Source organism: Halomonas sp. BC04 (genome assembly GCF_000568385.1).
In genome coordinates this window covers 1-11565 of the sequence record NZ_AZQX01000259.1, presented here as the reverse complement: position 1 = coordinate 11565, position 11565 = coordinate 1, and the positions used below count along the sequence as shown (strand labels likewise).

10 protein-coding genes and 4 pseudogenes are annotated in these 11565 nt (G+C 65.8%); 9 read left to right on the top strand and 5 right to left on the bottom strand.

Annotated features, from left to right (window positions below; all coding sequences use genetic code 11):
* A partial coding sequence (locus Q427_RS34335; RefSeq protein WP_442905525.1) for a P-II family nitrogen regulator occupies positions 1–61 on the bottom strand: 61 nt, incomplete at its 3' end.
* A gap of 285 nt (positions 62–346) precedes the next feature.
* Between Q427_RS34335 and Q427_RS17975 the strand changes: the two genes are divergently transcribed.
* Both Q427_RS17975 and Q427_RS37045 read left to right on the top strand, forming a co-directional pair.
* Positions 347–682 (top strand): accessory factor UbiK family protein, encoded by a 336-nt coding sequence (locus tag Q427_RS17975; protein WP_043516490.1) that lies wholly within the window; start codon positions 347–349, stop codon positions 680–682.
* Positions 683–897: 215 nt separating this feature from the next.
* Positions 898–2403 (top strand): annotated as a pseudogene (locus Q427_RS37045) (YifB family Mg chelatase-like AAA ATPase).
* Positions 2404–2411: 8 nt separating this feature from the next.
* Here Q427_RS37045 and Q427_RS17965 read toward each other — a convergent pair.
* Positions 2412–2909 (bottom strand): hypothetical protein, encoded by a 498-nt coding sequence (locus Q427_RS17965; RefSeq protein ID WP_231613771.1) that lies wholly within the window; start codon positions 2907–2909, stop codon positions 2412–2414.
* Positions 2884–3864 (bottom strand): alpha/beta hydrolase, encoded by a 981-nt coding sequence (locus tag Q427_RS17960; protein ID WP_043516488.1) that lies wholly within the window; start codon positions 3862–3864, stop codon positions 2884–2886. Before Q427_RS17960 ends, Q427_RS17965 begins: the two co-directional genes overlap by 26 nt.
* 301 nt (positions 3865–4165) lie before the next feature.
* Here Q427_RS17960 and Q427_RS17955 point away from each other — a divergent pair.
* A pseudogene (locus tag Q427_RS17955) lies at positions 4166–6339 on the top strand (malate synthase G).
* Between the two features lie 169 nt (positions 6340–6508).
* A pseudogene (locus Q427_RS17950) lies at positions 6509–6920 on the top strand (PaaI family thioesterase).
* A 209-nt stretch (positions 6921–7129) separates the two neighbouring features.
* On the opposite strand, the gene Q427_RS17945 reads toward Q427_RS17950, so the two are convergent.
* Complete coding sequence (locus Q427_RS17945; protein ID WP_331280658.1) at positions 7130–7489, bottom strand: DUF423 domain-containing protein; 360 nt, start codon at positions 7487–7489, stop codon at positions 7130–7132.
* Positions 7490–7601: 112 nt separating this feature from the next.
* On the opposite strand from Q427_RS17945, the gene thiS reads away from it, so the two are divergent.
* The 3 genes and pseudogenes from thiS (at position 7602) to trmB (ending at position 9423) form a co-directional block, all read left to right on the top strand.
* Positions 7602–7802: a sulfur carrier protein ThiS gene (gene thiS, locus Q427_RS17940; RefSeq protein WP_043516485.1), complete on the top strand. Its 201-nt coding sequence runs from the start codon at positions 7602–7604 to the stop codon at positions 7800–7802.
* A gap of 50 nt (positions 7803–7852) precedes the next feature.
* Positions 7853–8649: pseudogene (locus Q427_RS17935) on the top strand (thiazole synthase).
* 27 nt (positions 8650–8676) lie between these two features.
* Entirely contained in the window at positions 8677–9423 is a 747-nt protein-coding gene (gene trmB / locus Q427_RS17930; RefSeq protein WP_043516483.1) for a tRNA (guanosine(46)-N7)-methyltransferase TrmB, read from the top strand.
* Here the strand turns inward: trmB and Q427_RS17925 are convergent.
* Entirely contained in the window at positions 9350–10288 is a 939-nt protein-coding gene (locus tag Q427_RS17925) for a DMT family transporter (RefSeq protein ID WP_043516481.1), read from the bottom strand. The genes trmB and Q427_RS17925 overlap by 74 nt on opposite strands.
* Positions 10289–10374: 86 nt before the next feature.
* Between Q427_RS17925 and Q427_RS35530 the strand changes: the two genes are divergently transcribed.
* Positions 10375–10914 carry a LysR family transcriptional regulator gene (locus Q427_RS35530; RefSeq protein ID WP_269321276.1) on the top strand — a complete coding sequence of 180 codons (540 nt, stop codon included), beginning with the start codon at positions 10375–10377 and terminating at the stop codon, positions 10912–10914.
* Entirely contained in the window at positions 10863–11282 is a 420-nt protein-coding gene (locus Q427_RS35525) for a LysR substrate-binding domain-containing protein (RefSeq protein ID WP_269321275.1), read from the top strand. The genes Q427_RS35530 and Q427_RS35525 overlap by 52 nt, the downstream gene beginning before the upstream one ends.
* Positions 11283–11565: the final 283 nt, after the last annotated feature.

Sequence of the window (11565 nt, the reverse complement as noted above, 5' to 3'; positions counted from 1 at the left end):
GCAGCGCCTCGCGGACGTCGTCCAGCTTGAATGGCTTGATGATGGCGGTGATGAGCTTCATCTCGAATCTCCCGGCTTGGATGGTGCGACGGCTCTCGTCCGTCGCATGGGTTACGCTTGCCAAGCGATAAGCGTGCCGGTTTGAGATAAAGCTTATTTATTTCAGATTGTTAAGATTTTAATCGTTGCGACTTTGCACGCAATGAGCAGGCTTGGAAAAGCGCATTGCACCATAATGGCGCCGGGTTATGGTGCAGCTGCTTCGCCATGGGGCGGCGAAGGGGAATGCGCGACTCAAGGGCGTTGCGTATCCTGTAGGCAAACCCATTTCGTTGGAGAGAGAACCATGGCGAGTCAAGATCCCATCAGCCGGCTGGCCCAGCAACTGGGCGAGCGACTGCAGGGGGCCTCCCAGGCACCCGAGGAGATCCACAAGGGCGTCCAGCAGGTCGTGCGCGGCGCCTTCGATCGCCTGGACCTGGTGTCGCGAGAGGATTTCGACATCCTCATGGACGTCATGCAGCGCACCCGCATTCGCGTGGAAGCGCTGGAGCAGCAGGTGAGCGCACTCGAAGCGGCGCTGGCGGCTCGCGCAGACGACGCTCCCGCTGTCGATGCAGCACCGAAAGTCGATGACAGCAACCCCGAGGAGGATGCCGGCGGCGGCGAAGCGGGGCGTTGATGAGCCTCTCGGCGGTCTTTATGCAGCGGTGCTAGGCTTTATCCGAAAACTGGCTGCACTTGGCCATACTGCGTTAAAAAGCGACTCAAAATACTCATTTACACCGAGTAAACTCCGTTTTTTCGCCGCTTTTTGCCTTGTCTGACCTTCGTTCGCCGACTTTTCAGACAAAGCCAAATCTGTAGCGATCAAGCACACTGACTGCGAGGGACCGCATGATGCTGGCAATCGTTGCCACCCGGGCCGGGTTGGGGCTGGAGGCCCCCGAGGTACTCGTCGAGGTACATCTGGCCAACGGCCTGCCGGGCATGACCCTGGTCGGCCTGCCGGAGGCGGCGGTCAAGGAGAGCCGCGAACGGGTGCGCAGCGCCCTCACCAACGCCGGCTTCGACTTCCCCAACACCCGCCGTATCGTGCTCAATCTGGCGCCCGCCGACCTGCCCAAGGTCGGCGGGCGCTTCGACCTGCCCATTGCCCTGGGCATCCTGGTGGCCTCCGGCCAGTTGCCCGGCGATGCCCTCGATGGCATCGAGAGTGTCGGCGAGCTGGCGCTGGACGGTCGGCTGCGCCCGATCAGCGGTGTGCTGCCGCTGGCCCTGGCCGCACGACGTGCCGGCCGCAAGCTTATCGTGCCTCGAGAGAGCGCCGACGAGGCCGCTCTGGCCGGCGACCTCCAGGTGCTCCCCGCCGACCACCTGCTGGAGGTGGTAGCCCATCTGCTCGACCAGACACCGATTGCGGCGCACCAGTTGGAAGCACCGCCGCTGTCACCAGTCATCGAGGGAGATCTGGCCGAGGTGCGGGGCCAGCACCAGGCTCGCCGGGCGCTGGAGATTGCCGCCGCGGAGGGCACAACCTGCTTTTTTCGGGCCCGCCAGGCACCGGCAAGACCATGCTGGCCAGCCGGCTGCCGGGAATCCTGCCGCCGCTGACCGAGGAAGAGGCCCTGGAAGTGGCCGCCGTGCGGTCGGTCTGCGGCCTGCCGCTCTCGGAACATTGGGGGCGGCGCCCCTTTCGTGCGCCCCACCATACCGCCCAGCGCCGTGGCCCTGGTGGGCGGTGGCTCCTGGCCGCGTCCCGGTGAGATATCCCTGGCCCACCAGGGGGTGCTGTTTCTCGATGAGCTGCCCGAGTTCAGCCGTCATGTGCTGGAGGTGATGCGCGAGCCCATGGAGTCGGGGCAAATCCATATCGCCCGGGCCAACCACGAAAGACGCTTTCCCGCCAGGTTTCAGCTTGTTGCCGCCATGAACCCGTGCCCCTGCGGACACCTGGGCGACCCCCGCCAGGCCTGCCAGTGCACCGCCGCCCAGATCCAGCGCTACCAGTCGCGGCTCTCGGGGCCGCTGCTGGATCGAATCGACCTGCAGGTGGAGGTGCCGGCGCTGCCGCCGGAACAGCTGACCTCCCGTGAGACAGGGGAGAGTTCGGCCGAGGTGCGGGAGCGGGTGATGGCGGCACGCCAGCGCCAGTATGACCGGGGGGCGCTCAACGCCCATCTGGGAAGCCGCGAGCTGGAGGCAGCCTGTGCACTGTCGACGGCGGATCGCACCTGGTTGGCCGGGGTGCTCGAGCGGTTGAGGCTCTCCGCGCGGGCCTACCATCGGGTGCTGCGGGTGGCGCTGACCCTGGCCGACCTGCTTGGCAAGCCACGACCGGAGCGGGCGGAGCTGATGGAAGCCATCGGCTATCGGCAACTGGATCGTCAGCGCCAGGGCTGAGAGGGCTCTTATAGCGCCGTAGCGTCGAAGGCCCCTTCGATCGAGGTCTCCCAGAGTGCGGCGGCGTTATCGGGGCGGAACAGAGACAGGGTCAGCCGGTAGGGCAGCAGCTCCCGGTCGGAGAGCTGCAGGCGCGGCGCGGTAGCTTCCAGCCGGCTCTCCAGGCGCCACTGATGATCGCCACTGTTGCCGGCCATGGCGGGTCGCCAGTCCAGTACCTGTGGACCATCCGACACCCGCAGCATGGCCCGGGTCAGGTTCTCCCGGAAACGCTCGGGGGCGATACTCAGACTGGTGTCCACCGAGGGCGCAGCGAGCAACAGTACCTGGTCCTGGGGCGGCTGTATTTCGGCCACGATCATCAGCCGGTCGGCGGCACGGTCGCTCAGGTTCTGCAGGGCCCGGCGAATCGGGTCGGGTTCGGGAGGCTGGGTGGCGCAGCGACCAGCAGCAGGGCCGTCAATAGTATCGTGGCGTATTTCAGCATCGGGACGGAGACTCGTCAAAGGCCGGGGAGGGAAGCTCAAGGTCGACGATGAAGTCGTCCAGGGCCGCGAACAGCGTATGGCGTATGGCCTCCGCTTCATTGACCAGGTGATGCCGCGCCTCCGGGTGGCGGTGAATGCGCGCATTGGGAAACTTGCGCTCCAGCACTGACAGATTCCACTCCCAGTCCACGGTCAGGTCCTGCTCCCCCTGCAGGATCAGGGTGGGCAGCTCACTGGGGGGGAGTGCCAGCATCTGTGGCATCCAGCGGCGCATGGCACTCACCCAGATCATCGATAGATGTTCGGGCTGAAGGGGATCCTGTTCTCGCAGAAAGACGGCGAACTCGCTATCGGTGGAGTTCTCCCGGAACCGGCGGGGGAGGGTGCGCACGAAGGGGCCGACCAGCAGGTGCAGCCAGCTCGACTGGGACCAGCCGGAAGGGCGCACCAGCGGCGCCAGCAGGACCAGGCCAGACCAGTGCCCGTCATCGGGGCGGCTGAGGGCGTCGGTGGCAAGGATCGCCGCGCCGGTGCTCTGGCCGACACCGAGCCAGGGCCTGGGTGCCAGCCCTCGGTCGCTCAGTTGGTCCTGCAGGGCACGCAGGCATTCGCCATAGTGGTCGAAGTCGTCGATACAAGCTCGCCGACCACTGGATAGGCCGTGCCCCGGCAGATCCCAGAGCACCACTCGCCAGCCGCGCTCCAGCAGCCGCTCCAGCAGGTGGCGGTACAGGCCCAGGTGATCGAAGTAACCGTGTACCACGAAGGCGGTGCCGATCGCCTGGCGGGGGCTCCACACCTGGGTCCAGAGCTGATAGCGCTCTGTCTCCAGGTAGCCGACGTAGAGTCCCACGTGCTCGGTCAGCAAGGGCGACAGCCCGTAGTAGTCTAGGTAGTCGGCCAGCGGTTCTCCGGCATCCGAGCCGAAGGGGGCAATGGGCCCCAGGGCCTGCAGGGGGGTGAAGTCGGTCATCATGTCCTCCGACAGGTAAGCCGGTCGTCTTGCGAGCCGTCATGGCTGCTGGCAGTCGAATGGCGCTGAAGTCTCAGTTTACACAGGAGTCGTCTAGCCTAGCGATAGACCATGGAGCAAAGAAATTGACCAAATGGTCAAAACAATGCCTCTTAACCCTATGTCTAGTGTGCTGAACCTTTCACCCGGGTTTACATATGGAACAATTTTCCACAAAATTGGCGCCATAGAGTGGTTTCACCCCCACGGATTGCGGCTGCGGATTGTGCCTCGTCCGCCGCCATCACGAGGAGACTCCCCCATGTCAGAACGCGTCACTCGCCACCGTCTTCAGGTGGCTGCCGAGCTGGATGGCTTCATTACCGAGCAGGCCCTGCCGGGTACCGGCATCGATGCAGAAACTTTCTGGGCGGGCGTCGACGCCATCTTTCATGATCTGACAGCGAAAAACCGGGATTTGCTCGCCGAACGCGAGAGTCTGCAGGAGCGGCTCGACAGCTGGCACCGTGAAAACCCCGGTCCGGTGGGCGATATGGCCGCCTATCGCGGTTTCCTGAAGGAGATCGGCTACCTGGTTGATGCCCCCGCCCAGGTCAAGGTCACCACCGCCAATGTCGATAGCGAAGTCACCATTCAGGCCGGGCCGCAGCTGGTGGTGCCGGTGAGCAATGCCCGCTATGCGCTGAATGCCGCCAATGCCCGCTGGGGCAGCCTCTACGATGCACTGTATGGCACCGACGCCATCTCCGAAGAGGATGGCGCCGAGAAGGGAGCCAGCTTCAACCCCAAGCGGGGCGAGAAGGTCATCGCCTACGCCCGCGGTGTGCTGGACCGCGCCGCCCCTTTGGCCACCGGCTCGCACCGTGATGCAGTGAAGTATGCCCTGCGTGATGGCCATCTGGTGGTGTCCCTTGAAGGCGGCCGGGAGACCGGCCTCAAGGATTCCGGCAAGCTGGTGGGCTATACCGGCGAGGCGGCGAGCCCCGACTCGGTGCTGCTGGCCAATCATGGTCTGCACCTGGAGATCCAGATCGACCCGGCTCACCCGATCGGCAAGACCGACCCGGCCGGCGTCAAGGATCTCGTGGTGGAGGCGGCACTGACCGCCATCATGGATTGCGAGGATTCCGTGGCGGCGGTGGATGCCGAGGACAAGGTGGGCGTCTATCGCAACTGGCTGGGCCTGATGCGTGGCGACCTGGAAGAGCAGGTCGCCAAGGGCGACAAGACCATCACCCGTCGCCTGCATGGCGACCGGGACTACACCACCCCCGATGGCGGCAAGCTGACCCTGCCGGGCCGCTCGCTGATGTTCGTGCGCAACGTCGGCCACCTGATGACCACGCCGGCGGTGCTCGATGCCGACGGCAACGAGCTGCCGGAAGGCATCCTCGATGGCATCGTCACCGGCCTGCTAGCGCTCCACGACCTCAACAAGGGTGCCGACGCGCCGCGTAACTCACGCGCCGGCTCCGTCTACATCGTCAAGCCGAAGATGCATGGCCCGAAGGAAGTGGCGTTCTCCAGCGAGCTTTTCAGCCGCGTGGAAGATCTGCTGGGCATGGCTCGTGACACCCTGAAGATGGGCATCATGGACGAGGAGCGTCGTACCACGGTCAACCTCAAGGCGTGTATCGGTGAGGCTGCCTCCCGGGTGGTGTTCATCAATACCGGCTTCCTCGACCGTACCGGCGACGAGATGCATACCGCCATGGAAGCGGGCCCGATGATCCGCAAGGGTGACATGAAGAACGCCGCCTGGATCGCCGCCTACGAGAAGAACAACGTCCAGGTCGGCCTGGCCTGCGGCCTTCGCGGCCGCGCCCAGATCGGCAAGGGCATGTGGGCCATGCCGGACTTGATGGCGGCGATGCTCGAGCAGAAGATTGGCCACCCCAAGGCAGGCGCCAACACCGCCTGGGTGCCGTCACCCACCGCCGCCACCCTGCACGCGCTGCACTACCATCAGGTGGATGTGATCGGTATCCAGCGCGAGCTGGAGACGCAGGGGGAGCCGGACTACCTGGATGACCTGCTCACCGTGCCGGTGGCCGCCGAGGCCAACTGGTCCAGCGACGAGATCCAGCAGGAGCTCGACAACAACTGCCAGGGCATCCTTGGCTACGTGGTGCGCTGGGTCGAGCACGGAGTGGGCTGTTCCAAGGTGCCGGATATCCACAACGTCGGCCTGATGGAAGACCGCGCCACCCTGCGCATCTCCAGCCAGCATATCGCCAACTGGCTGCATCATGGCGTGGTGGACAGCGCCCGGGTCCAGGAAACCCTGGAGCGCATGGCCAAGGTGGTCGACGAGCAGAACGCCGGCGATCCCACCTACACGCCGATGAGCGCCGACTTCAAGGGCTCCCCGGCCTTCCAGGCCGCCTCCGACCTGATCTTCAAGGGGCGCGAGCAGCCTCCGGCTACACCGAGCCGCTGCTGCACCACTGGCGCGCCGTACACAAGGCGAAATAGGCCAGGACCGGCCCGACTGTGCCCCATGCTAGGCGCCACGCCCCCGCGACCCAGGCCGCGGGGGCGTTTTCGTTGATGTCGTCGACACTTGATGACTGGGCGGGGCGGGCCGCCTCGTCTATCTTGTCCGATCGTCCCAAGATTACCTCTTTCCCCAGGGAGCCATGCCATGACCGTGATGACCGCCGCCGCCATCGAAGACTTTCTCGACGAGATATTCCCCCAGCGCGCCGGGACCATCGAGGCGTCGGCCACATGCGGGCCACCATGAGCCTGGCCATCGAGGATGAACACCTGCGGCCCGGCGCCAGCGTGTCGGGCCCGACCCTGATGGGGCTGGCCGACGTCTGCCTCTACGTGGCGATCCTGGCCAGATCGGCCCGGAGCCCATGGCGGTCACCAGCGACCTGCATTGTCGCTTCCTGCGCCGGCCCCGGGGGGATCGCGATATCATCGCCAATGCCCGTATCCTGAAGCTGGGCCGTCGCCTGGCCGTGGGCGAGGTGCAGCTGTTCTCCGCCGGTGACGAGGCGCCGGTGGCGCTGGTGACGGCTACCTACGTGCTGCCCGACAACGACTAGGGAAACACTGCACAAATGCCTGCGCGAGTGAATCGCTGCGTTGCGCGGTGCTGGTGCGCCAGCCCGGTCAGAATCCTCACATATACCGCATATGCTCCGGTTCTTGCGCTCCGTGCGCCTTGCGCTTCATTTCGCTCGGCGATTTGCTCAGCGTCTCCCTGGGCACTGTCCTAAAACTGGCTGCGCTCGGTCAGACGGCAAAAAATCGCCTAGGCGCGGTCGCGCAGGGCGCAAACCGCCAGTGCCAGCCAGCCGCCGATCATCAGCAGGCCGCCGATGGGGGTGATCATGCCCAGACCGCGCACGCCGGTCAGGGTCATGCCATAGAGTGAGCCGGAGAACAGCACGATTCCCGCTGTCCAAAGCCCCAGCACCACGCCCTGTCCCCGGCGTGGGTGCGAGGCGCGCCAGGCCAGCACGCCCAGCATCGCCAGGGTGTGCCAGGCTTGATAGCGCACACCTGTCTCGAAGGCGGCAGCCAGCCGCGGGGCCAACTGGCCTTCCAGGGCATGAGCGCCGAAGGCGCCCGCCATCACCACCAGGCACCCGACAGCGCCGTCATGCCCCACCAGGATCGGTCCTGCATCGATATCACTCCCTGTCGGCTGGTATCGCTGCCCACCGTACCCCGAGGGAGCGTAACCGGCTACAATATTGACCCGTCAACGCAGAGAGGACGCCATGCAGATCCAGCTCAACGGTGAGGCCCATGATCTGGCCGCCGATCTCACGGTGGCGCAGCTGATCGATACCCTTGGCCTGACAGGACGGCGCATAGCCGTCGAGCTCAACGAGGAGATCGTGCCCCGGAGTGAGCACGGGACGACCCGCCTGAGCCAGGGAGACCGGGTCGAGATCGTCCATGCCATCGGCGGTGGATGAATGGGTCCGATTAGCCGCCCTTTTCCAGATACCCTACGAAGGCATACTCGATGACAGACTTCTTTCAGGACCAACCGCTGCGAATCGCCGGCCACACCTTCACGTCACGGCTGTTGGTGGGCACCGGCAAGTACAAGGACTTCGACGAGACGGCCGAAGCCATAGCCGCCTCCGGTGCCGAGGTGGTCACCTTTGCCGTGCGTCGCAGCAACCTTGGGCAGGAGGCCGGCGAGCCAAACCTGCTGGACGTCGTGCCGCCCGAGCGCTTCACCTTGCTGCCCAATACCGCGGGCTGCTACACGGCGAAGGATGCCGTGCGGACCTGCAAGCTGGCCCGGGAGCTGCTCGACGGCCACAAGCTGGTCAAGCTGGAAGTGCTGGGTGACGATCACACCCTCTATCCCAACGTGGTCGAGACCCTCAAGGCGGCCGAGGAACTGCTCAAGGATGGCTTCGACGTCATGGTCTACACCAGCGACGACCCTATCGTTGCCCGGGAGCTCGAGCAGATGGCTGCTGCGCCATCATGCCGCTGGGCTCGTTGATCGGTTCCGGTCACGGCATCCAGAATCCGCACAACGTCCGACTGATCATCGAACAGGCCCGCGTGCCGGTGCTGGTGGACGCCGGTATCGGCACCGCTTCGGATGCGGCCATGGCCATGGAGCTGGGCTGCGACGGCGTGCTGATGAACTCCGCCATCGCCCATGCCCGTCAGCCGGTGCTGATGGCCAGTGCCATGAAGAAGGCCGTTGAAGCCGGCCGTGAAGCCTTCCTGGCCGGTCGCATGCCGCGCCGCCAGAGCGCCGACCCCTCGTCGCCCTTTGCCGGCCGCATCAACGGCTGAATTTCCTACCAGAGCCCGATCGATTCCATGAGCGACCAGCCCCACGACAACGTTACCTCGAACACCGGCCCGGAAGGGCCGGATGCCCCCCTGCATCGCCGCGGCATCAAGAGCTATGTGCTGCGTGCCGGACGCATGACCCAGGCCCAGACGCGCGGGCTGGAGGAGGTCTGGCCCCGCCTGGGGCTGACCCTGGCGGATGGGCGCCAGGATCTCGATGCCCTGTTCGGTCGCCAGGCGCCCCGGGTATTGGAGATCGGCTTCGGCATGGGGGCCTCGCTGATCGAGCAGGCCGAGAGCCACCCTGAGACCGATTTTATCGGCATCGAGGTGCATGCCCCCGGCGTGGGCAAGCTGCTCGACGAGGCCGACAAGCGCGGCCTGGGCAACATCCGGGTCTATCGCGAGGATGCGCTGGCGGTGCTCGAACAGTGCCTGCCGGAAGCCAGCCTCGATACGTTGCAGCTCTTCTTCCCCGACCCCTGGCCGAAGAAGAAGCACCACAAGCGGCGCATCGTCCAGCCCGCCTTCGTCGAACTGATCCGCACGCGCCTGAAAGTGGGCGGCACGCTGCACATGGCCACCGACTGGCAGGCCTACGCCGAGTGGATGGCCGAGGTGATGGAAGCCGCCCCCGGCTATGCCAATACCGCCTCGCCGGATACCGCGCCCTACGTGCCCCGGCCGTCGTTTCGACCGCTCACCAAGTTCGAGGCGCGTGGCGAGCGACTGGGACATGGGGTCTGGGACCTGCTGTACCAACGCTGCGCATAGCCAGGCCCGCGCCGGCGATGGCGACCGTCATGCCGGTGATGCCCTGGGCGCTCGGCTGCTCGCCGAACATGGCCGCGGCCCAGAGCAAGGTCACGGCAGGGGTGAGGTAGACCAGTGATGAGGTCAGGGTCACCCCGAGCCGGCGCAGGCTCGCGACGAAGAAACCGTATCCCCCCAGGCTGGAGAGCACCACCAGCCAGCCCATCGCGGTGAGGCTGAGCCGGTCGACGGGCAGGACCGGCACTCCCCCCGCCACGATCACCGCCGCCAGGGTAAATATTCCGGTGGCGGCGAACAGCTGTACCATCAGGGTCGCCGCCACCGGCATGGCGGTAGCCCAGCGCACGGAGAGCAGGCTGCCGAGCGTCACGGCCACTACCGAGCCCAGCGGCAGCGCATAGGCCCACAGCGGCGCACTGCCGCCGCCATGCTCGACATCATCCAGCACATAGAGCAAGACGCCCAGCGTGGCGACGGCCATGCCCGCCCAGCCTCGGGCCGACAGGCGTTCGCCGAGCCAGGGTCCGGCCAGGGCCGCAGCGAGTAGCGGCTGAAGCGCGGTAATCAAGGCGGCCACGCCGGTGCTGACGCCATGCTCGAGCGCCAGTATCACCCCCAGCAGGTAGCCGCCCATGGTCAGGCTGCCTACGGCCATCTCCCGCCTTACATCGCGCAATGCCAGCCGAGCACCGCCGATCAGTCGCCACCAGACTGCGACCAGCAGGCTCGCCAGCAGAAAACGCCAGGCAAACAGCGACAGCACCGGCGTATCGGCCTCGGTCGCCAGTCTGCCCCCGACGAAGCCGGAGCTCCAGCACACCACGAAGCCCATGGCGATCAGCGGTGAAACCCATGACGCTCGCATTCTCCTCCCTCCTGGATGAACTGGCCTTGAGCATGGGGGAGAAATGGATTTCAATGAATCGATAACTATTCGATCGAGCATTCAATATGCCTGAAGTCTCGTCCGCGGCACTGGACCTGGAGCTGTTGCGCAGCTTTCAGGCGGCCGCCCAGCTGGGGTCGCTGGCTGCTGCGGCACAGCAGCGCCATCGCACCGTCAGTGCCATCAGCATGCAGATCAAGCGGCTCGAGGAGGCGCTGGGCTCGCGACTGCTCGAGCGAGGCTCACGGGGCGTGAAGCCGACCGCCATAGGCGAGGCTCTGCTGCAGGAGTCCCGCGAGCTGCTGCGACTGCATGACGGCATGCTCTCGCGCTTCACCGGCCGCGGCCTGGGGGGCAAGCTGCGCCTGGGATTGCCGGAAGACTATGCGCGGGAGCTGCTGGGCAGCGTGCTGCCGGAATTCATGGCGCACCACCCCGATGTCCTGCTCGAGATCGTGACCGCCACCAGTGGTGAGCTGGCCCGACAGCTGAGCCGCTCCCAGCTGACGCTGTCGGTGCTGCTGGACCGTCCCAACCGCTGCCGGGGGGCGAGGTGCTCTGGCATACCTCGCCGGTCTGGGCCGGCCCTCGGGTCGGCGACCTGAGTGGTAGACCACGCATTCCCCTGGCGATGCACGAAGTGGACTGTCCCTATCGGGCCCTGGCCATCGAAGCGCTCGAGGCGATCGGCCGACCCTGGCATGCGGTCTTTACCAGTACCAGCATCCATGCCGTCGAGAAGGCGGTGGAAATGGGCCTGGCAATCAGCGTCCTCGACCGTGAGCGGCTGACCGGGGCCATGCGCGAGCTGGGACCCGCGGAGGATATGCCGCCACTCAAGCGCTGTGAGGCCAGGCTCCATTTCGCCCCGCATATCGCCGCCGCCTCCCAGCCGGCAGCAGAAGCGATGGCCCGCCTGCTGCGCGATCGCCTGACCCACCGCGGGCCCTGGCGCAGTGTTGGCGGTCCCTGAGAGAGGCGGAGGCTGCTATGGTTGGCGACGATCGCCTGCGCCGGCAACACCGCTGGGAGTCCTTCGGCCTCCAGTCGCCGATGCGTCGGACCGGAGCTGAAGCTTCCTTATATGGACCCGTCCCGTTGTGCAAGCCCGAAACGTATCGGCGGGGGGGTGAGACTGCACGCTTATATCCGGCCTGTCAGTGGCACTTCATCGGTGCCTGGCCATGATGGGATGCGCGCTCTCCGATCTGATCTCCGACTCGGCCTCAACATCGGCCATCAAGCTTCACAGAGTA

Coding starts and splice junctions, on each gene's coding strand:
- Q427_RS35530 (WP_269321276.1), top strand. CDS start 10,375: ATGCCTGAAGTCTCGTCCGCGGCACTGGACCTGGAGCTGTTGCGCAGC.
- Q427_RS17925 (WP_043516481.1), bottom strand. CDS start 10,288: ATGCGAGCGTCATGGGTTTCACCGCTGATCGCCATGGGCTTCGTGGTG.
- Q427_RS17960 (WP_043516488.1), bottom strand. CDS start 3,864: ATGACCGACTTCACCCCCCTGCAGGCCCTGGGGCCCATTGCCCCCTTC.
- Q427_RS17975 (WP_043516490.1), top strand. CDS start 347: ATGGCGAGTCAAGATCCCATCAGCCGGCTGGCCCAGCAACTGGGCGAG.
- thiS (WP_043516485.1), top strand. CDS start 7,602: ATGCAGATCCAGCTCAACGGTGAGGCCCATGATCTGGCCGCCGATCTC.
- trmB (WP_043516483.1), top strand. CDS start 8,677: ATGAGCGACCAGCCCCACGACAACGTTACCTCGAACACCGGCCCGGAA.